We start from the raw sequence: 21,699 nt of genomic DNA, 5'->3' as shown, positions 1-21,699 counted from the left end.
GGAGGACCGCTTGAGCATAAACGGTGATTCTCGGCGACCCGTCGAGGTGTTCATCTCGTATGCGCCGCAGGACGTAGAGCTCCGGCGCGAGCTGGAACAGCACCTGGCCGTGATGCGACGTCAGGGCCTGATCAGCGCCTGGCACATGGAGCATGTCGCGCCGGGGCAGCGCTGGCGGACGCTCGTCGACAGCCACGTTCGGTCCACCCAGCTCATTCTCCTGCTCGTCAGCGCCTCGTTCTTCGCCTCCGACGACTGCCACGACCGCGAGATGGCCAGGGCCCTCGAGCGCTGGCAGCGCGGCGAGGCGCAGGTGATCCCCATCCTGCTCCGGCCATCCGACTGGGAGCACACCCAGCTCGGGCGCCTCCCTCCGCTCCCCGACAGCCGCCTCCCGGTCACCTCCTGGCCGTCGCGCGACGAGGCGTGGGCCCGTGTGGCGCTCGGCATTCGCCACGTCGTCGAGCGGCTCGCCGGGGTGCAGGCGGCGCACGTCCAGGCGACGGAGCACGCCGCCGTGCGCAGCCGCCGCGTCGCGGTCGCGCTGGGCGCTTCGCTCGCCGGGCTCGCCGGGCTCACGGCGCTCGTCCTGCTCGGCGCGCGGACGGCCCCGGGTCGCTCCGCCGTCGACAGCGTGAAGTGCCTCAGCGCCTCGCGCTGCTTCGAGCGGGCCGCGGCCTATCAGGCGGGCGACGACGTTCCGAAGGACGAGGCACGCGCCGCCCGGCTCTACCGCAAGGCGTGCAGCGGCGACGAGGCGAGGGCGTGCACCAGGCTAGGGCTGGCGCACGAGGACGGGCGGGGCGTCCCCGTGGATACTGCTGCTGCGGCGGCGCTCTACCGCAAGGGTTGCGAAGGCGGAGACGCGGTGGGCTGCGGCGAGCTCGGCCGAGCCTACGAGCGAGGTCTCGGTGTCGACAGAGACTACGCCCTCGCGGCCGAGCTCTTCCGCAAGGGCTGCGACGGCGGAAGCGCATGGAGCTGCGCGGCGCTCGCGCTTGCCTATGCCCACGGCCGCGGCGTCTCGAAAGACGAGCGGCGCACAGCCGAGCTCTCCCGCAAGGCTTGCGATGGCGGGAACGCGACCGGCTGTGCGGAGTTCGGGCTCTCCTGCGCCAAGGGCCGAGGTGTCTCGAAAGATGAAGCGCTCGCGGCCGAGCTCTTTCGCAAGGCGTGCGACGCCGGAGACGCGCTGGGGTGCAAGTATCTCGGAACGGCGTACCTGAACGGCGCGGGAGTCCCGAGAGAGGTAACACGAGCGGCTGATCTTTATGGCAAGGGCTGCGACGGCGGAGCGGTGGCGAGTTGTACGGATCTCGGCATCCTGCATTTGAAGGGCCAAGGCGTGCCGCGGAACGCTGCGCGCGCGGCCGAGCTCTTCCGAAAGGCTTGCGACGGCGGAGACATGCTCGGCTGCGCCAACCTGGGGTTTGTCTATCGGAAGGGCGACGGGGTTCCCGTCGATCTGGCGTTCGCGTTCGAGCTCTTCCGTAAGAGCTGTGACAGCGGGTCAGCGCACGGCTGCGGGTTCTTGGGCCACGCCTACGACCAAGGCGTGGGCGTCGAGGTCGACCTCGTGCGCGCGGTCGAGCTTCTCCGGATCGCTTGCGACGGCGGAGATCCGTCTGGCTGCGTCAACCTGGGCGTCGCGTACGAGCGAGGCCGCGGAGTCCCCGTGAACCTCACGCGCGCCGCCGAGCTCTACCAAAAGAGCTGCGATTCGGGCATAGCAGTCGGCTGCGCCAACCTCGGGTATGCGTATCTGAACGGCAGAGGTGTCCCCAGAGACCTCACGCGCGCGAGGGAGCTTTATCGCAGAGGCTGCGATGCTGGCCATCCGACCGCCTGCGATTACCTGAAGCAAAACCCGAAGTGATCGAGCTGGCCCAATGCCCTGTGCAGGGACACGCGTGGAGCTCGATCGCCGGACGCGGGAGGCGCCCCGATCGAACGGCGCCGCCTCACCGGATCACGGCTCGTCGCGAAGCGCCTCCCTCGCCCGCACCGCCGCCACGAACGTGCCGAGGTGCACGTCGACCACCCGGCTCACGTCGGGCGTGTAGCCGCCCGCGAGGACCCACGCGATCGGGATGCGGCGGTCGAGCGCGGCCCGGAACACGATCTCGTCGCGCGCGCGGAGGTCGTCGTGCGTCAGGTCGAGCGGCGAATACGGGTCCTCGCGGTACGGGTCCGCGCCGGCCTGGTACAGGATCAGGTCGGGCGCGGCGCGGTCGATCGCCGGGCCGAGGTGCCGCTCCAGGATCTCGAGATAAACGGCGCCCCCGCTCCCGCCCGGCACCGGGACCGACCAGCTGTTCTCCGTGTCCGGCGCGCGCTCGGCCTCGACGTCCCGGTACGCCCGGTTCTGCTTGTACCAGTTGCCGTAGATGGAGAGCTGGAACGCCCACGGCCGCGAGGCGAGCAGCGACGCGGTGCCGTTGCCGTAATGGAGGTCCATGTCGACCACCAGGGCGCGGCGGATGCGCCCCTCGGCGCGCGCGCGCTCCATCGCGACGACGAGGCCGTTGAAGGTGCAGAAGCCCTCGCCGTGATCGGCGTGCGCGTGGTGAAAGCCGCTCGCGAGGTTGCCCGCGACGCCGTCCTCGAGCGCCGCGAAGGCCGCCGCGATGCAGCCGCCGTTCGTGAAGCGCACCGCCCCGGCGAGCGCCGGCGACCACGGGAACTTCTGGGACTCGGCCAGCGCCCGGGGCTCGCCGGTCGCGATCGCCCGGACGTACTCGGGCGTGTGGACGCGGAGCAGGTCCTCGTCGCCGACCGGCTCGGGCTCTTCAATCCGCGCGCAGAGGCCGCTCCGCTCGATCGCCTCGCGCACCAGAGCGAACTTGCGCATCGGCATGACGTGCTCGCCGATGTCCGCGAAATAGCGCGGCGAGTGGAACACCCGGATCGGAGGCGAGGCGCCGGTCACTTGCAGACCGACTCGAGCAGATCGAGCGCCTCGGCGACGTGGCGCGGGGCGAAGACGAGCGCCGGCCGGAAGCGGAGCGTGCGCTCGCCCGAGCCGCCCACCTCGAGGCCGCGGTTCCGCAGCGCGGTGAGCGCCGCGTCGCGGCGGGCGGCATGGGGGAAGTCGACCGCGGCGAAGGTGCCGCTGCCCCGCGCGCCCGAGAGCACCCCCGGGTACCGGACGCAGAGGTCCTCGAGCCCGGCGATGAGGCGCTGGCCGGTCGCCCGCGTGTTCTCGAGGAGCCGGTCGCGCTCGATGACCTCGAGGATCACCTCGAGCTGCGCGCCGCGGAGCGGATCGCCGAGCCAGGTGTTGAAGATGCGCAGCGGCTCGATCGGCGCGAGCTCCTCGCGGCAGTAGAAGCCGCCGAGCTGCATCTTCTTGGAGAACGTCACCATGTCCGGCGGCTCGGGCAGGTCCCACGCCTCGTGCGCCCACAGCGCGCCGGTCCCGCCGCCGCAGGTCTGCACCTCGTCGATGATGAGCGCGACGCCGCGCTCCGAGGTGAGGCGGCGGAGCGCCTGGAAGAACGCCGGGCTCGCGTGGCGATCGCCGCCCTCGCCCTGGATCGGCTCGATGATGACCGCGGCGACCTCGTCCGGGTGCGCGTCGATCGCCGCCTTGACCGCCTCGAGCGAGCGCGCCTCGGCGGCGCGGTTCTGCTCGGCGTGGGCCGCCTCGGGGAACTGGAGCGCAGGGAACGGCACGACGGGCCAGTCGAACGCCGGGATATCGAGCTTGTGGATCGGCTTGCTCCGCGTCGCCGAGAGGGCGCCCATGCTGCGGCCGTGAAACCCGCCCTCGAAGGAGATCACCTTGAAGGCGTTCACGCCGGGCTGCCGGTTGAGCATGCAGGCGGCGAGGTCGGCGTCGCTCGGCTGCGCCCCGCCGCGCCGGCGCCGGGCGAGCCGGATGAACGCGGCCTTGAGCGCGTTCTCCACCGCCTCCGCGCCCGTGGTGAAGGTGAACACGTGCGAGTGCCCCTTCGGCGCCACGCGCATCAGCGTCTTCTCGACGATGTCGACCCACTCGGGCGCGGGCGCGACCCCGAGCGCCGAGCGGTAACCGGCGCACCAGTCGAAGCGGCCATCGCGCCACGCGGCGAGCAGATCCGGGTGGTTATAGCCGATGGGCACGGCGGCGATGTGGCCGTAGACGTCGAGCAGGACGTTGCCGTCCACGTCGACCATGTAGTTGCCCAGGCTCTTCCGCGCGTCCTGGTAGAGGTGGATCGGCCGCGCGTCCTGGTAGCGATGGTGGCGGGCGCGGAGCGCCTCGGACGCGGGCCCCGGGACGGCCGTGCGCATGGAAGCGCGCTCGGGCTCACCGGGGATGGGCGGAGAGATGCTGGGCGGTGCGTTCATGGTCGGGCTCCAATGCAACGGACGCGGCGGAGCGTCACGCGGTTCCGTCGCTCGCGACGGCCGGCCGGACGCGCACCACGATCGATTTCGACGCGGGGGTGTTGCTCTTGTCGGCGATGCTGCCGAGCGGCACGAGCACGTTGGCCTCGGGGAAATAGGCCGCCACGTTGCCGCGGGGGATCGTGTAGAGCACGACCCGGAACGCGCGCGCCGCGCGCTCCCCGTCGGAGAAGCGGCTCGTGATGTCGACAAGGTCCCCCTGCGCGAGCCCGCGCTCGGCCGCGTCCTCGGCGTTCATGAACACGACGCGCCGCCCGCCGTGGACGCCGCGGTAGCGGTCGTCGAGCCCGTAGATGGTCGTGTTGTACTGGTCGTGGCTCCGGATCGTCATCATCAAGAGCTCGCCCGGCTCGAGCTCGTGCCGCGGGAGCGGGTGGACCAGGAAGTTCGCCTTGCCCGTGGCGGTCCGGAACTCGCGCCGCGCCGCGGCGTTCGGCAGGGCGAAGCCGCGCGGGTCCTTGACCCTCGCGTTGAAGTCGTCGAACCCGTCGATGGTGCGCTCGATGAGATCGCGGATCCGATCGTAATCGCCCGTGAGCGCCTCCCACGGCACGCGCGAGCGCGCGCCCAGCGTCGCGCGGGCGAGCCCCGCCACGATCGCCACCTCGCTCCGCAAGAGCTCCGAGGCGGGCGGGAGGTTGCCGCGCGAGCTCGAGACGACGCCCATCGAGTTCTCGACCGTCACGAACTGCGGCTTGCCCGCCTGCACGTCGCGCTCGGTGCGCCCGAGGCAGGGCAGGATGAGCGCGCGCCGGCCCGTCACGAGGTGCGCCCGGTTCAGCTTGGTGGACACGTGCGCCGTGAGGTCGCACCGGGCGAGGGCGCGGGCGGTGAAGGCCGTGTCCGGCGTCGCCGAGAGGAAGTTGCCGCCCAGCGCGAAGAACACGCGCGCGCGCCCGTCGGCCATCGCGGCGATCGCGGCGACGGTGTCGAGGCCGTGGCGGCGCGGCGGCGAGAAGCCGAAGTTCTCCTCGATCCGGTCGAGCAGCTCGGCCGGCGGCCGCTCCCAGATCCCCATCGTCCGGTCGCCCTGCACGTTGCTGTGCCCGCGCACCGGGCACGGGCCCGCGCCGGGCCGCCCGACGTTGCCGCGCAGGAGCAGGAAGTTCATGACCTGCTGCACGTTGGCCACGCCGTTCTGGTGCTGCGTGAGGCCCATGGCCCAGCACGCGATCGTGCGCTCGGACCGCATCGCGACCTCGGCCGCCGCCCGGATCCGGTCGCGCGGGACCCCGCTCTGCTCGACGATGTCGCCCCACGGCGCGGCGCGCACGGCGGCCGCGAACGCCTCGAAGCCGTGGGTGTGGCGCTCGATGAACGCGCGATCGAGCACGGCGCCCGGCCGCCGCTCCTCCTCCTCGAGCATCTCCTTGATGATCCCGGTGAAGAGCGCGACGTCGCCGTTGATGCGCACCTGGACGAAGAGCGTCGAGAGCGGCACCCCCGAGCCGACGAGATCGAGCGGGTGCTGCGGGTGCTGGAAGCGCTCGTTGCCCACCTCGGGGAGCGGGTTCACGGTCACGATCTCGCACCCGCGGAGCCGCGCCTCGCGCAGCGTCGAGAGCATGCGCGGGTGGTTCGTCCCCGGGTTCTGCCCGACGACGAAGATCGCGTCGGCCCGCTCGAAGTCGTGGAGGGAGACGGTCCCCTTGCCGACCCCGATGGCCTCGCGGAGGCCCACGCCGCTCGACTCGTGGCACATGTTCGAGCAGTCGGGCAGGTTGTTCGTCCCGTACTCGCGCACGAACAGCTGGTAGAGGAACGCCGCCTCGTTGCTCGTGCGCCCCGACGTGTAGAAGACCGCCTCGTCCGGCGAGCGGAGGGCGCGCAGCGACGAGGCGACGAGCTCGAGCGCCTCGTCCCACGACACCGGGCGGTAGTGCGACGCGCCCTCCTCGAGCAGCATCGGGTGAACGAGCCGCCCCTGCTTGCCGAGCCAGTGGTCCGACTGCCGTGAGAGCTCCTCGACGCTGTGCTTGCGGAAGAACTCCGGCATGACCCGCCGGAGCGTCGCCTCCTCCGCGACCGCCTTCGCGCCGTTTTCACAAAACTCGGCGGGCGAGCGGTTCTCCTCGGGCTCGGGCCACGCGCAGCCGGGGCAATCGAAGCCCTCGCCCTGGTTCACGTGCAGGAGCGTGCGCACGGCGCGCATGACCCCCATCTCGGAGACCGCGTGCTGCAGCGTCGCCCCGACCGCCGCGAGCCCGCCGGCCGCCGCGCTGCGCTCGCCGAGCCGGGGCGCCTCGGCCTCGAGCGGCGGCTCGGCCTGCACGTCGCGCAGCGCGTCCCGCGCCGTCACGACGCCGCCTCCGCCGGGGCCGCGATGCGCTCCCGGCCCGCGTAGACGTTGAACCGGCCGTCGCGCGCGAAGCCGACGAGCGTCATCCCGTGCGCCGCCGCGAGCTCGGCGGCCAGGCTCGACGGCGCGCCCACCGCGACCATCACGGGGATGGAGGCCCGGAGCGCCTTCTGCACGAGCTCGAACCCGGCGCGCCCGCTGACCATGAGCACCGCGCCCGGGTCGGGCAGCCGCCCGGCGAGCAGCGCGGCGCCGATCAGCTTGTCGACCGCGTTGTGGCGCCCGACGTCCTCGCGGAGGTCGGCGAGGGCGCCGCCCGCGTCGAAGAGGGCCGCCGCGTGCAGCCCCCCGGTCCGCCCGAACACCGGCTGCGCGCCGCGGAGCCGCGCGGCGAGCCCGTGCACGACGCCCGGCGCGATCCGCGGCACGCCCCGCGCGAGCGGCGCGGGCGGCGCGCACGACGCGACGTCGATCGACGCCTTGCCGCAGACGCCGCAGCTCGCGTTCGCGACCGCGAGCGCGCGCTCGCTGCGCCCGAGATCGACGGTCACCTCCTCGGCGAGCGCGACGCGCACGAGGTCGCCCGAGGGGCCGGAGAGCTCGTCGACGTCGACCACGTCGGCCGCGCGGGCGATGATCCCCTCGGCGAACAGGAGCCCGATCGCGAGCTCGCGGTCGTTGCCGGGCGTGCGCATCGTGATCCCGAGCCGGCGCGGGGCGCGCTCGTGCAAGGCCGAGGGGCGCGCGCTGTCGACGTGCGCAGCGTGCGCGGCGCGCGCGACGACGACGATCTCGAGCGGCGCCTCGACGGCGAGCTGGTCCTCGACGTCCGAGGCGCTCTCGTCGGTGATCCTGCGGATCGAAACGTGGGTGGTGCTTGAGGGCATGGCAGCGTCCGGCCTCCCTACATCCTATTCCCTCGCGGTGGGCCGTCGAGCGGGAGCGGCGGTCACGGGCCGAGAAGAGCGCCGTACGGCAGCGCTTGCCCGCATGGCGCGAGCGCCCGGCGCGCGCGGTCCGAAGGCAGGTGGTCGCAGCCTCCAGGGCCACGTGGGCAGTCGCGGCACTCAGGCTCACGCGGGCCGTCGCGGCAGTCAGGCTCACGTGCCAGACGCGCTGGGAGCGCCCGTGTAGGACGGAGGCGCCGACGAGGCGCGATCCCGGCCTCGACGCATCGACCCAGGCGAGGACGCCCGGGACGGCGTTCTGTTATGGTCGCATGGGCTGGAGTGCATTCCTGCGCTCGCGCGCGACGCCTGCTCGATGCGGGCAGAGGACCATCCGCGCGGTCGACGGGGCCCTCGACGAGGCGAGAAAGAAAGAGAGCGACCGGTTGAGTGATCTCGATTTTACCTTCGCATGGGAAGGCGCCTCCGGGCCTTCCGGTCCCTGGGACCACCTGCGCGTCGTCAGCTTCCGGGGTACGGAGGGCATCTCGGCGCTCTATCGGTACGAGATCACCGCGATCACCCGCGATCCTGCGCCCGAGGTCGATCCGGAGGAGCTGATCCAGGCCCGGGCGACGCTCCGCATCGCGACGGGCACCGTGCCCGCCTACCGCGTCGTCCACGGCATCATCACCGAGGCGGAGGAGCTCGGCCCGATCCACGGGGGCATGGCCTACCGGCTCGTGCTCTCGCCGCCGCTCGCGCGCGCGGCGCACCGCACGCGGTGCCGCATCTTCCTCGAGAAGACCACGCGGCAGATCATCGACGCGGTCCTCCAGGGCGACCCTGCCCTCCAGCAAGGCGGCGGGGTGGAGCCCGACGACGGCATGGCCGACTTCAAGCCGGCGCAGGAGCTCTTCACCTGGCGCGTGTCGGACACCTCGCGCATCGACGCGGTCGCGCCCAGGCGCTACTGCGTCCAGTACAACGAGAGCGATCTCGCCTTCGTGTCGCGCCTGCTCGAGGAGGAGGGCATCGGTTACCACTTCGAGAACGGCGCCGGCGCGTGCCTGCTGGTGCTCTCGGACAAGGACACGGGCCGCGCGCGGCTCGAGCCGTTCCTGCCGCTCGGCGCGAACCTCCGCGGCCGGGAGGTGACCACGATGAAGCTCGGCGCGCGCCTGCGCGCCCGCAAGGTCACGCTGCAGGACTACAACTGGAAGAAGCCGGCGCTGAGCATGTCGGTCGAGGAGGACGCGGGCGGCGGGGATCTCGTCGAGCACGAGTACCCGGGGCGTTATCCCGACACGCCGGACCAGGGCAGGCCGCTCGCCGCGGCGCGGCGCGAGCGGCTCGAGGTCGAGGCGAGCTACGCGGTGGGCGAAGGTCCGAGCCGCGTGCTCGCGGCGGGGATGATCTTCGCCCTGGAGCACGAGCGGCCGCGGCACGAGGGCGAGTACCTGGTCACGCGGCTCGACGTGCGCGGCGAGCAGCCGGGGGTGCTGCCGCCGTCGTCGAACATGAACGCGCCGGAGGACGTGGTGCCCTACCGGTGCGCGTTCGAGTGCGCCCGGCGCGGCAGGGCGGGCTCGGCCGCCGAGTCGCGCTTCCGGCCCGCGCGCGTGACGCGCAAGCCGCGCATCGTGGGCTCGCAGACGGCGTTCGTCACGGCGGAGCCGTCGGCGTCGGGGCAGGAGATCCACATCGGCGGGCCGCCGGGCGCGGAGATCGGGTGCGTGCGGCTGCGCTTCCACTGGGATCAGGACGGCGAGCGGCAGGGCAAGGAGCCGTCGTCGTGCTGGGTGCGGGTGAGCCAGGCGTTCGCGGGCGGCGGGCAAGGCGGCGTGTTCCACCCGCGCGTGGGCGCGGAGGTGATCGTCGACTTCGAGGACGGGGACCCGGACCGGCCGATCGTGGTCGGCCGCGTGTACAACGGCCAGAACGTGCCGCCGACGGTGGTGCCGACGGTGAGCACCTTCAAGACGGACACGAGCCCGGGCGGCGGCACGCACAACGAGCTCAGGTTCGACGACACCGCGGGGGCGCAGCAGATCCTGCTGCACACGCCGAAGGACTGGAACAGCGAGGTCGGCGATAGCCGCAGCGAGACGGTGGCGGTCGACAGCACCTCGAGCGTCGGCGCGAACCGGAGCGAGGCGACGGGCGCGGACCGGAGCACCATGGTCGGCGCGAACAACGCGGAGGTGGTCGGCGCGAACGAGACGGTCACCGTGGGCGGCAACCAGACGATCGGCGTCGGCGGGGACCAGGACACGAGCGTCGGCGGCAACCAGGGTGTCGGGGTCCAGGGCGACCAGAGCGTCGGGGTGCAGGGGAGCCAGAGCGTCGGCGTGCAGGGCGACCAGAGCGTCGGCGTGCAGGGCGACCAGAGCGTCGGGGTCACGGGCAACCGGACGCTCGCGGTGAAGGGGAACTCCACCGAGGCCGTCACCGGAAACCGCGCGGCGGCCGTGACGGGCGACGACGCGGTCTCGGTCGAGGGCAAGCAATCGATCCACGTCGTCGGGGTCCAGGGGACCAGCTACGACGCGGATCACGGGCTCTTCGTGAAGGGGAACCACGGGGTCCAGGTCGACGGCGAGCAGACCATCGCCGCGAAGGGCAAGCAGCAGATCGTGTCGCAGGGCGAGCAGATCGTCGCCGCGAAGACGCAGCAGATCGGCGCGGAGACCACGCAGGCGCTGGCCTCGGACAAGCTCGAGGTGGGCGCGAAGACGTCGGCCCTGGTCAGCTCGCCGAAGGTCGACCTTCAGGCGAAGACCGAGATGAGCCTCGTCGGCGGCAAGCTCGTGATCTCGTTCAGCGGGGATATCGCCATCAAGGGGGCGAACATCAGCCTGGAGGCGTCGAAGATCACCATCAAGGGCGGGAGCACCGTCACGGTGGACGGCGGCGAGCTGGTCGACGTGAAGGCGGCGCTGATCAAGCTGAACTGAGGCAGGAGCGCGGCTCAATCATAATCCCTGCCAGATCCCACCTTCGTCCCAGGCGAAGGGGTATAGATCGCCACCCCATTAACGCTATCGACGCTCAAAGGCCAATTGGAATTCGCGAGCTGCTGGTTGCTCACCTGATGCCATATGTCCCGGGGGCTCGCGGTGACCCCCGTGGGGGTCGCCTCGATGAACAGACCACGGACATCGTAGCTGTTCTTCCCGTTGAACGCGTCGCGGATCAAGTCGCCGGTCGGGCCGACATTCTTGGCTCGTTGGTAGATCCACGAATGAGACATCTGGTCGCCGTACTGGGAGCGCGACACCCCGGCTTTATGGGCCTTGGCCTCGACGACGATGATAGAGCTCGACTTCGTGTCCACCCACACCTGGTCGAGACCGACCGCCTTTTGATAGCCCACCTTCATCCGGTAGCTCGGGTATTTTGTGAGCATGTAGTTCGCCGCGGCCACCTCGCCGATCGTCTCGCCGATGGAAGCGTTCGCCCCCTTGGCCTTGTTGATGAGCGCTTTGTGGTGCTTGTTCTTGGACGTCGGATCGGCTTTGCTCACCGCATTATCGATCGTCTTCTTATACTCCGCGTAAGCCTCTTCCAGGTTCCGAAAATGCTCCTCCAGCTTGGCCTTGTCGTTCGCGGCCCAGCCGGATGGCGCTTTTTTGGGCGTGGGGAGCTTCCGGACCACCATTGTGAGCGTGGCCTTCTTGGGCTTGGACTTCTTGACACCACCCAAGATCTTCGGAATTGCACCAGGTGTCTTCCCCTTGGGCTTGGGTTTGGGGTGCCCCTTCGCGAGCCCGAGGATGTCCACGTCCACGAGCGGGTTCGCGACGTACGCGTACAGGTTGATTCCACCCGATTGCCCGATTGGATCGCCCTGGAGATAGCGGCCGAGGCGCGGGAGATAATGGCGGAACCGGTTGTAGTGCAACCCCGTGTCCTCATCAAAGAAGTGCCCGGGGAAGCGAAGCCCGTAGGTGACCAAGGCGCCAGGCGAGACGGAGACCGCCCCGTACGGATCCACGCGCTCCGCCTGCCAGACCACCTGCCCGTTCCCGTCCTCGATGTGGAGGGGGACGCCGATCTGATTGCCGATCGGATAGTAGATACGACCGGTGCCTGGATCCGCGGCGACACTGGCGTAGTCGATGAACAGGAGCGGGACGAGCGCGCCTGGATGAGGATAGACATAGAGGCGCAACGCGCCGGTCGGTCCGATCTCGGCCGCGAGTCGGTTGCCGTCCCAGAAGTACTCGGTGCGCTCGTCCCCCCGGGTCCTGCTCACGAGGCGGCCGAGGCCATCATAGGCGAGCACGATCTCCGGGGCCCCTTCACCGCACGTGACGCCGACCAGCGCGTCCAGGCTGTTGTAGCGGTAGCGCGTCGCTCGCCCGCCCTCGGCCACGTGCTCGCGGAGACGCTCGCGGGCATCATGGTCGAAGCGCTCCGAGCCAGCGCTGCTGATACGGTTCCCCGGGAGGAGGTGCACGCGCGGTAGGTCGGGCTTCTGCACCACGTTGCCGGCCGCGTCCTGCACGATGGCCCTCGTCGCGCCGTCCGCCGTCGTCTCGCCGACGACGCGATGCGCGAGGTCGTAGCTGTACGTGGTGACGCCGCGGAAGCTGTCCTCGACACGGCGTAGCTCGCTCTCGGCCGAGTAGGTGTAGCGCACCGACCACCGCGCGACCTTGCCGTCCCGCACCCGCTCGAGCTCACGTCCCAGGCAGCGACCTTCTTCATCATAGGACGCGCGCGCGCTCGTTCCGTTGCCGAGCTTGACCAAGACGCTCCCGTCGTGGGTGCGCTTGATCTCATGGACGCCGCCTACCGGGGCCTCGACGAGGCGGGCGCCGTCCTCCGCCCTCCGGTAGGCGACGGCGAAGCGACCGAAGTAGATCGTCTCCTCGACGCCGTGGGACGCGAACCGGTGCCGCACGCCACGACCGTTCCGCTCATCGGAGAGCAGCCGCCCTTGCTCGTCGAACTCGCGCCGCACGTCGGCGCCGTCGCTCGACGCGCGCGTGACCCGCCCGCGCGCGTCATGGTCATAACGAACCACCTCCCCCGAGGAGAGCCGACGCTCGCGCTCGAGACCATCATCCCCGATCGCGCAGCGGAGCAGCACGTTGCCCGCGCCGTCGCGCTTCTCGATCAGATGATCTCCGAGATCGTATTCGTACTCCTCGAACACGGAGCCGTCCCGCACGACGCGCACGAGCCGATCCTTCAGGTCGTACTCGTACCGGATCTCGCCTCCGCTGGGGTCGACCACCCGGGCGACCTCCTCGCGCGGCGTGTACTCGTAGCGCGTTTGATGGCCGAGCGGGTCGATCTCGGCGCCGACGAGATCCCACGAGGTCACGATCGTCCGGTGCTCGCGCCCATCACGGTCGATCCAGCGCGTCACGTTGCCGTTGGCGTCGTACCCCCACGCGCTTCGGTGCCCGGCGGGATCGATCTCGTCGATCACCCGTCCGAGAGCATCCCGCCTCTGGGAAGGCACTGCCGCGGTCGTGGCGAGGTCCAGCGGCGACGCCTCGTCCGCGTCGGCGCCCCATTGCTGCTCCAGCGGCGTCGTCGGCACCGTCTCTTCGAGCGGGTTCGGTGGGTTGGGCTCCTCGTCGAGCGGCGGGTGCTCATGGCCGAAACGATCGACGACGCCGTAGTGGTACCCGCTCTCGTCATAAAGAAAGGTCAGGTTCGTCCGGCCATCGGGCCCGACCTCTCGCTCGATCCGGCCCTCATCATCGAGGATCCACGCCCGCCTGCCACCGTACGGATCCTGAACGGCCACGAGCGTCCCGTGCTCATCGTACTCGTAGATCCATTCTCCCCCGTCCGACTCGGTGACCAGCGTGCGTCTCTTCTCCGGCTCATAGCGATGCGCGACGCGCCACAGGCCGTCGTCGCCGTGCTCCTCGACGCAGCGCCCATCCGCGTCGTACGTGAAATGGAAGCTATACCCGATGCGATCCGTCATCCGCACGATCCGACCCTCGCGGTCGTATGCATAGCTCCCGCACGCCCCGAGCGCGTCCTGCCACCCCGTCAGGCACCCGGCATGATCGTATCCATACCTCGCGATGACCGGCAGCTCCCGCTCACCCGGCGCCCCGCGGCGCACCTCGACGAGGCGGCCGCGCGCGTCATATGAAAGCCGCGTCGCCTTCGCGCCCGCACGCCCGGTCTCGAGCATCCCCGCGAGCCGGCCTTGCTCGTCGTACGACAGCTCCGCCCGCCCGTTCCACGCGACGATCCGCGCGAGCCGCGGCGCCACGTCGTGCCCGGCCCGGCGCACGAACTCCAGGGTCGGCTCGACAGCGTGCGAGACCTCGTAGACCAGCGCGCCGTCCTCCATGCGGGCCTCCAGCGTATAGCCCTCGCGCGATACGGCAGGCTCGCCGGGCCCGATGGCCGGAAAGGGAAACTCCTTCCCTTCGGCATCGGTATACACCACGAGATCGAGATCGATCGCCAGGCTCCGCTCGTAGCTGTGCCGGAAGCCGCGGCCCATCGGCCCCTCGCGGGCGATGTCTGCGCTCGTGTAATGGCGGCTCCAGCAGAAATCGATCGGGCTGTCCGGGTCCTGGAAGTCGACAAACAGGTCGACGTTGGCGCCCGTCACGGGATCGATGGGGTGACCCGTAAACAGGCATTTGAGCTTCGGGCGGATGCGCGGCCCACGCTTCTTGGGTTTCTTGCCGAGCTTCCCGAGCCCGCGCGCCACCGCCGACCACGGCGGCATCGGAAACCCGCCGATCAGCACGTTCGGGTGCCCCGTCAGCACCGCGCCGATGCACGGCGGCGTCCCCGGATCCATCCCCATCAGCAGGCTCAGCGCCAGCGCCGCCGCGTCCAGGCCCGCCTGGATCCCGGTGTTCTTCGCCGACGCCTCCTCCGCGGCCGCCTCTTCGAGGTTGTCCTGCTGCTCGGCCGCCGCCTCGGCCGCCGCGTCTGCCTGTGCCTCCGCCAGCTCTTCCGGCGTCATCTGCGCCGCCTCGGCCGGGTCGATCGCCTTCGGCTCGACCTTCTTCGCCCGCAGCCGCTTGGCGCGCTCCGCCGTGGTCACCGCGTCGAGCACCTCCGCCCCGACCCCGACCACGCCCGCCCCGACGGAGACCACCTTCATCAAGGTGCTCATCGCCTTGGCCGCCCCGGCCCCGGGCATGCAGTGCATCGTGATGTCGAGCATCCGCGCCGCCCGCGCCCCGCCGAAGAACACCTTGCTCGATCCGGTGAACACCTGGAACGGCGGCGCGAACGTCCCGCATAGCAGCGATATCCCCACGTCCCCCGCCCGCGCCGCGGGGACCCCGTTGATCAGCACCGACGCGCACCCCGCCAGCGCCACAGGCCCGAAGCTCGGCAGCGGGATCGGCATCGCCGGCGGGTGCAGGTGCACGTGCGGGATCCCGAGGTGCAGCATCCCCAGCGTCGCCGCCGGCAGCTCGATCAGCTTGCCGATGTCCCGCGTCGCCAGCGCGAAGCCGTCGTTCAGCAGCGTGATCGGCAGCATGACCGCGTTCAGCGTCCCGCCGATCGCCGCGTTCGCCTTGTCCAGGTCCGTCGCCTCCGGGTCCGACAAGGGCTGGAACGCCGCGTGCGCGTCGTTGATGTCGCCGATCAGCACATCCAGCGACGCGTCCCCGGTCGGCGTGATCAGCGGCTTCGGCCCCTGCGCCTCGTCCGCCGCCGCCGAGGCAGCTCCCTTGGCCGGGTTGCCCTGCTGCGCGCTGCTCACGTCGTGGTCCCCTGCAGCGGGTGCTCGTGCGCCTCGCGCGCCTCCGCCTTCACCGCCTGCGCCGCGGCCTTGAGCTCGGCCTCGCAGGCGCGGCGCTCGTCCTCCATGCCCATGCCCCGGTACGCCGGGATCAGGCGCTCCAGCGCCGAGCGGTGCCGCTCGTGGTACGCGAAGGTCTTCGCCAGCGTCGCCGCCTCGCGCCACACCACCACGGCGCCCGTGGCGTCGCCCATGCGGTCGCGCGCGATGCCCTGCTTCTCCAGGGCGTCGGCCTTGGCGAACGGGTTCATGAGCTTGCCGGCGATCTGCGCGGCGAGGCCCGAGAACCCCTCCGCGTCGCGGTGGTCCCTGAGCTCCAGGGCGACGTCGCCGATCGCGGCGGTGAGGTTGAGCAGGATCGGCAGCGCCTTCTGGTGCATCACCAGCGCAAGCCCCTGGTGGTACTTCGCCCTGGCCTCCTTGAGGTCGCCCATCTGCCGGAGCACGTCGCCCGCGCCCTGGATGATTACGGCCTGCATCACCGGCGCGTCGTGCGCCGCATAATACCTGTAGAGCGCGCCGTACTTCTCGAGCGCCTGCGGGTAGCGCCGGTAGGCATAATCGAGCCCCGCGAGCTGGAGCAGCGCCTGCATGCGATCGGCGACGGGCAAGCTCCGGTCGCCGGCCTCCTTGACGAGCGCGTCGTTGAGCGCCGCCGTGCTCATGTCGATCTCGTAGAGCAGGACCCCCGGCGCCTTGCTCTTGCGCAGCGGGGGCAGCAGGAATGGATCGGCGCGGTCGTCGCGCGCGACGACGCGCAGGCCCCGCATCCACGGCTCGGGGCCCCGCGCGGGCACGAACTCGCCGACGAGCCGCGCGTAGCCCTCGCGATCGGCGATCTGGAGCGGCAGAAACCCCCAGATCACGCGGTGCCCGCCCTGCGCCGGGAGGAGCGAGGAGACGTGATCGATCGCCGCGCGCAGCCGCGCGGTCGGCGGCGCCTCCGCGTCGTCGCAGACGGCGGGCAGCGGCGGGAGCGGGGCCTCGCCCGCCGCCGCGCGGGGCGCCTTGACGATCTCCATCTGGACCCGGAGGCCCTTCATGATCGCCGCGGCGTACTCGGCCGCGCCGGTGAACGGCTCGCCGAAGACGAGGAAGAGGTCCGAGGGCGACGCGTCGTCCATCCCCTCGAGGGTCTTCAGCACATAGGCGAGCTCCGGGTCGGCGCAGCTCACGACCAGGAGGAGGTGCTCGCGCTGGTCGACGAACTCGTCCAGCGTCGCCTTCAGTTCATCGAGCTTGCGCCACATCGCAGGCAGGCCCTCCTGGCCAGAGGTCGTTCGCGACGGTCACGTCACCGCGCCCGCAGCGCGGTGAGCGCCGCGCCCACCTCGCCGAAGAGCCTCGGATCCGCGGCCACCTTCTTCGTCCAGACGCGCATCACGTGCATCAGCGCCGGGCGCTGGATCCCGAGCTCGTCGAGGACGCCGTCGCTCTGCTTGCGCTCCACGCCCACGACGAGGCGCGCGTACTCCGCCGGGGTGATCGGCCCGCGGAAGCGCTCCACGGCGGCCACGTAGGCGCCGTCGTACGCGCTCCGCAGGCGGCCCGCGCCGTGCGCGGCGTCCTTCTTGAGCGCCGCCGTCCAGTGCCGGTCGATCGCGCTCCACGCGGGCCCGCCGAGCTCGTGGGCGGCCAGCACCTCCGCGCGCGGGGCGCGCGCCTCCGCGATCTCGGCGGTGATGGCGGCGAAGCGCTCGAGCGGGAAGTCGGCCGGGTCGGGCTCGGGCGGCGCGGGCCCGGGCTCCGGGGCGGCCGGTGGCTCCGGCGCGGCCGGCGCCGCCGGGCGCGCGATCGCCTCCGGGCTGAAGTACGGCACCGTGCCGGGGGCCGGCGCCGGCGCGGCCGGCGCGGCCGGCGCGGGCTCGGCGGCGGGCGTCAGCAGCGCCGGCTCGGCCGGCCACGCGGTGTACTGGGTCGGCGCCGGAGCGGCCCACGCCGCTGCCGGCGAGGCGCCCGGCGGAGCCTCGCCCGCTGCGAGGAGCAGCGGCGCCGGCGCGCCGGATCCCGGACCGGGAGCGGCGTCCCAGGAGGCCCAGGTGTCCTCGTCCGCAACGCCTTGCAGGGGGGGCTCCGGCGCCGTCCCGGCCCCGTGAGCCGGCGCCGGGAGCACGGCGGGCGGAACGAACGGCAGCGCGCTCCCGGAGTCGGCGCCCTCGGGCCGATCGACCGAGACCTCCGCCGTGCCCGAAGCGATGCGCACCTTGAGCGCGCGCGCCGCAACGGCGCTCAGCGGCGGCGCCGGCAGCAGCCCGCCGGCAGGCCGCACCTGGAACGGGAGGGCGCGCGCGCCCTGCGGCGCCTGGTCCGGCAGCTCTCCGACGTCCAGCGTGGAGCGAGCCCAGAGCGGCGCCTTTCCGCGGGCGGGGCGCGGCGCTGCTCCTCGTTCGTCCGCGGGCGCGCTCGGGCCAGGGCGCTGCGCCGGCGCCTGCACCGGCGCAGCGTCGCCGCCCACCGGGCCGACCGGCGCGCCCTCGGGGCGGAACGGGTGCACCGGACGCGGCGCGGCGGGCAGCGCGCCCTCCGCGATCTCGGCCGTCATCGCGGCCGCGGCCACGCCTCTCAGCGCGCTCCCGATCGCGCCCGGCGCGACCGCGACCGCAGCGGGCGCGACGCCGCTCGCGGGGGCGGCGCCCTGCCCCGGCAGGGCGCGGTCGTCGAGCCGAGAGGGCCACGCGAGGGCCGCTCCGGCCTGCTCGACGCCCGCGACGACGCGCACCCTCGCGAGCGCGGCCTCGCTCGCGAGGGGAAAGCTCCGCCGGAACACCAGGGTGCAGCGCTGCTCGTCGCCGTCGATGCGCAGCGTGTCGGCCTGCAGGGCGAGCGCCTGGCCGTCGCTCACCCCGAAGGCGGAGAGGCCGTGGACGCGCGCGAGGCCCCGCACCTCGGGCAGGCGCATCCTCAGGTGAGGCACCGTCGGATGCAGCCCCTGGAGCACGATCCACTCCCCGCCGCGCAGGAAATCGACCCTCTGATCCGGAGGCGCCGACTGGAAGTAAGACCAGTCGAAATGCTCCGGGATCTCCGGGATGGGGCCGTCGATCCTCGATCGCGGCGTGCTCCCGAGCAGCCTCGCGCGCGCAGGCCACGCGCGCGCGATCGGGCCGTATCCCGCCGGCCGCTGGGGCGCCTGGGGGTCGACCAGGGTCGGCGGCTCCGGGGCCGGGCCCGCACCGACGCCGAGCGGGTTCTCCTGCCCGTTCGCCCCGCGGACCGCCCGCTCGTACACGACGGGCGACGACCGGAAGGGAGCCCTGTCCTGGACGAGCAGGCGCTTGTCGAGGACCTCACGGCCCTGGTCGAAGACCGCGAGGCGCACCGGCAACGAGAGCACCGAGGTCCCGGGCGGCGCGTGGGCGTGTCCGGTGAAGACCACATCGGCGCGCCCCAGGTAGGGGACGAGGTCGCTCGTGAAGCGGACGCTCCTCGACGGGTCGTTCCCGTGATGGACCTCCGCGTCGACGATCTCCTGCGGCGCGGTCCTCGGCATCTCCGCGTCGTGCGCGAACGCGAACGTCGCCTTCGCGATCACGGTGACGTGGAGCTGCCCCCGGGTCCGCCACGCGACCGCGGCGGCCGCCGCGCCGGGCAGCGCGATCACCTGATCGGGCGCGAGCGCAGGCCGGACCGGCCCGTGGAGCGTCACGACGGCCCTCCGCTCACCACGCCCCGCGGACCCCCACCACCGTTCCCGCGGGACCTGCCGCGAGCACGCCCGTGCTGACCCACGTCGGCGCCGCGCCCGCCTTCGGGCTCGCGCCCTTCGGCTCGGTCCAGTAGAGCACCGCCGCCGCGCCCAGCCCGGCCAGCCCCACGCCGAAGCCGATGGTGCTCAGGAGGCCTGTCGTGCTCGCGCTCTGCGCCGCGTCGTACCCCGTCGTATCGCACGCCCTCGCGTCGCGGGCTCCGACGCCGGCGCCGCAGTGATCCGCGATGGTCCCCCGCTGGCCGAACGTGAGCGCCCCCATGACCCCGCCCAGGACGACCCCCGCGACGCCGACCCCGCCCGCCACGTACACGGCCGCTCGCCGCCCCGACGAGACCTCCTCGCCGCCCGGAGAGGGCGCCGGGGCGGCCGCGGCCTCGCCGCCGGGAGAGGGCGGCGCCGGCGCGACCGCCCCTGTCGCGCGCTTCACCTCGAGCGCGATCTGCTTCTTCTCGCGCTCGGCGATCGCGATGCGCTGTTCCCATACGGGGCCTCCCGGAGCCCGGGTCGACACCACGTGCTCTCCCGGATCGACCGGCAGCGCGACGCCGATCGAGGCCTCGCCCAGCACGAGGCCGTCGCGCGTCACCACCGTGCCCGCCGGGGCCCCTGGGGGCAGCGACAGCGTGAGCTCCGGCACGCGCGGGGCCAGCCGCGCGCGCTCTGCGGCCGCCGCCTCCGCCCGCTCGCGCTGCCGGGCCTTCTGATCCGGAGGCAGCCCCTCCACGAGCCTCAGGTAATCGCCGAGGCGCGCCACCGCGGTCGCGACGCGGCCCCATTTCGACTCGCAGAAGGCCAGCGTGAAGAGCGTGCCCGGCCGGGGATCGAGGCGCTGGCTCTCCGCGAGCGCCTTGCAGCCTGTCTCGTACCGGCCCGCATCCATGTCGGCGAGGCCGCGCTCGAAGAGGACCTCCGCGGACGCGATGTCCTGCGCCAGCGCCGGCGTGGAGACGACGAGAGGGAGGATGGCCCAGAGGAGATGCGGATACCTGCGGGACGAACGGATCATGAGTCGCTCATTTCAGCGGGCGACGGGGCGCGCACCGTGCGGCGTGGGCTGGGGCGCGAGGGGCGTCGCAGAGCACATGGCGCCTCAGTCTCGCCCGAACAGGCGGCGAGGCGATTTCGGCGGAGGCGGCGGCCGCTGGGAGCTCGCCGCCGACCTCGGCGCCGCGCTCGCGGACGCGCCAGCGCCCGCGCTCGCGCTCGCAGGCGCGGCCGGCGCAGCGCTCGCCTCCTCCGGCGCGGCGCTCGCCGCCTCCGGCGCGCCGGGCGGCTCCGCGGCGACGGGGGACACGACCGCGGCCCCGGGCGGCGGCGCCGCGCTCGCCCCGACGGCGCCCGGGCTCGCCGCCGCGACCTCGGGCGTCGCGACCCCGGCCGGCGCGCCGTCGCTCAGCCCGTGGAGCGCGACGCGGCCCGCCACGCCGAGCGCCCCGAACCCGAGCAGCACGAGCGCCGCGGTGAGCGGTCCCCGCCGCGGCCGCGCCGGCACGGACATCGCGGCGGCGCCCATCGAGGTGCCCGCGAACGGCGGCCGCGGCGCGACGGAGGCGCGCTCGCGCTCCGGGCCGACCGCCGGTACGGGGGCCGTCGCGGCGACGCTCGCGCCGGCCCCGGGCGAAGCGCCCGCGAGGGCCGCAGGGAGCGCGCCGCTCGCGGCGAGGCCGAGCGCGTCGCCGAGGGCCTGCACCGCCTCCGTCGCCGTGCGGAACCGCGCCGCCGGGTCCACCGCCGCCGCCCGGAAGAACCACGCGTCGAACCCCGGCGGCAGGGCCACGCCCTGCGCCGCCGCCCGCTGCACCGGAGGCTCCCCCGGGCCGCCGACGGCCACCATCGCGAAGCCGATCACGTCCTCCGCGCTGCTCGCCTCCGCGACCCAGTAAGGGATCCCCACGAGCAGCGAGTACGCCATCATGCCCAGCGCGTAGATGTCCGCCGCGCCCGTGAGCCGCGAGCGGGCGCGGAACTGCTCGGGCGCCATGTAGAGCGGGGTCCCGAGGGTGCGCGTGGCGCCGGCCGCGCCCGTGCCCTCCGCGACGAGCTTCGCGATCCCGAAATCGAGGATCTTCACGCACGGCGTCCCGTCCTGCCGCTGCGTGAGGAACACGTTCTCGGGCTTCAGGTCCCGATGCACGATGGACGCTGCGTGCGTCTGGTCGAGGACCCGCGCGATCTGGGTCAGGTAGGTCATCACCTCGGCGGGCGGCAGGCCCCCGACGCGCTCGAGCCGCTCGGCGAGCGACTCGCCCCGGAGCAGCTCCATGACCAGGAAGGGCATCCCGGTCGCCTCGTCGACCTCCGCGTCGAAGACGTCGACGATGTAGTCGCTCTGCACGTTCGCCGCGATCCGCGCCTCGCGCAGGAAGCGCTCGCGCATATCCGCCTGCTGGAACAGGTGCGCGTGCATCACCTTCAGCGCCCGGCGCCGCTCCGTCCCGAGGTGCATCACCTCGTAGACCGTCCCCATCGAGCCCGCCGCGATGAGCCGCACGACGCGGTAGCGGCGCGCAAAGAGCGTGCCTTCGGGGAAGCTGGCCGACACCGAGTCAGAGTGCCGTGAACGGACGATAGCGTCAAGGACGGTAAGAATCGTGCGCTCCGGCGGCGCAGCGGAGGAGACGACTCGGCAGGAGAGAACATCTTACCCCGGCGCGCGGGG

Annotated in this window: 11 protein-coding genes; 2 read left to right on the top strand and 9 right to left on the bottom strand. The window is 72.6% G+C overall.

Annotated features, from left to right (window positions below; all coding sequences use genetic code 11):
• The first annotated feature begins 46 nt into the window (after positions 1-46).
• A complete protein-coding gene (locus WME83_RS51545; RefSeq protein ID WP_437317059.1) occupies positions 47-1,876 on the top strand; it encodes a toll/interleukin-1 receptor domain-containing protein in 1,830 nt (609 codons plus the stop codon).
• A 93-nt stretch (positions 1,877-1,969) separates the two neighbouring features.
• Here the strand turns inward: WME83_RS51545 and WME83_RS51540 are convergent, their stop codons facing one another.
• Genes WME83_RS51540 through WME83_RS51525 form a run of 4 tightly spaced genes read right to left on the bottom strand, consistent with a single transcriptional unit; the run spans position 1,970 to position 7,578 of the window.
• Positions 1,970-2,929 carry a histone deacetylase family protein gene (locus WME83_RS51540; RefSeq protein WP_437317058.1) on the bottom strand — a complete coding sequence of 320 codons (960 nt, stop codon included), beginning with the start codon at positions 2,927-2,929 and terminating at the stop codon, positions 1,970-1,972.
• Positions 2,926-4,332 (bottom strand): aminotransferase class III-fold pyridoxal phosphate-dependent enzyme, encoded by a 1,407-nt coding sequence (locus WME83_RS51535; RefSeq protein WP_437317057.1) that lies wholly within the window; start codon positions 4,330-4,332, stop codon positions 2,926-2,928. Before WME83_RS51535 ends, WME83_RS51540 begins: the two co-directional genes overlap by 4 nt.
• Before the next feature lie 34 nt (positions 4,333-4,366).
• Positions 4,367-6,691, bottom strand: coding sequence for an FdhF/YdeP family oxidoreductase (locus WME83_RS51530; RefSeq protein ID WP_437317056.1), 2,325 nt, complete (start codon positions 6,689-6,691; stop codon positions 4,367-4,369).
• Entirely contained in the window at positions 6,688-7,578 is an 891-nt protein-coding gene (locus tag WME83_RS51525) for a formate dehydrogenase accessory sulfurtransferase FdhD (RefSeq protein ID WP_437317055.1), read from the bottom strand. The genes WME83_RS51530 and WME83_RS51525 overlap by 4 nt, the downstream gene beginning before the upstream one ends.
• Before the next feature lie 446 nt (positions 7,579-8,024).
• On the opposite strand from WME83_RS51525, the gene WME83_RS51520 reads away from it, so the two are divergent.
• Positions 8,025-10,535 carry a type VI secretion system Vgr family protein gene (locus WME83_RS51520; RefSeq protein WP_437317054.1) on the top strand — a complete coding sequence of 837 codons (2,511 nt, stop codon included), beginning with the start codon at positions 8,025-8,027 and terminating at the stop codon, positions 10,533-10,535.
• A 14-nt stretch (positions 10,536-10,549) separates the two neighbouring features.
• Here the strand turns inward: WME83_RS51520 and WME83_RS51515 are convergent, their stop codons facing one another.
• From WME83_RS51515 to WME83_RS51495, 5 genes are all read right to left on the bottom strand, one after another.
• Entirely contained in the window at positions 10,550-15,292 is a 4,743-nt protein-coding gene (locus WME83_RS51515; RefSeq protein WP_437317053.1) for an RHS repeat-associated core domain-containing protein, read from the bottom strand.
• Complete coding sequence (locus tag WME83_RS51510; protein ID WP_437317052.1) at positions 15,289-16,581, bottom strand: hypothetical protein; 1,293 nt, start codon at positions 16,579-16,581, stop codon at positions 15,289-15,291. The genes WME83_RS51515 and WME83_RS51510 overlap by 4 nt, the downstream gene beginning before the upstream one ends.
• Before the next feature lie 44 nt (positions 16,582-16,625).
• Positions 16,626-18,977, bottom strand: coding sequence for a DUF2169 domain-containing protein (locus tag WME83_RS51505; RefSeq protein WP_437317051.1), 2,352 nt, complete (start codon positions 18,975-18,977; stop codon positions 16,626-16,628).
• Positions 18,978-18,990: 13 nt separating this feature from the next.
• Complete coding sequence (locus WME83_RS51500; protein WP_437317050.1) at positions 18,991-20,046, bottom strand: tetratricopeptide repeat protein; 1,056 nt, start codon at positions 20,044-20,046, stop codon at positions 18,991-18,993.
• A gap of 84 nt (positions 20,047-20,130) precedes the next feature.
• The gene (locus WME83_RS51495) at positions 20,131-21,582 is read right to left on the bottom strand and encodes a protein kinase domain-containing protein (RefSeq protein ID WP_437317049.1); all 1,452 of its coding nucleotides are present in this window, start codon (positions 21,580-21,582) and stop codon (positions 20,131-20,133) included.
• Positions 21,583-21,699: the final 117 nt, after the last annotated feature.

This window comes from Sorangium sp. So ce385 (genome assembly GCF_051474135.1).
Taxonomy (GTDB): Bacteria; Myxococcota_A; Polyangia; order Polyangiales; family Polyangiaceae; genus Sorangium; species Sorangium cellulosum_D.
This window is presented reverse-complemented; position numbering and strand designations above follow the sequence as displayed.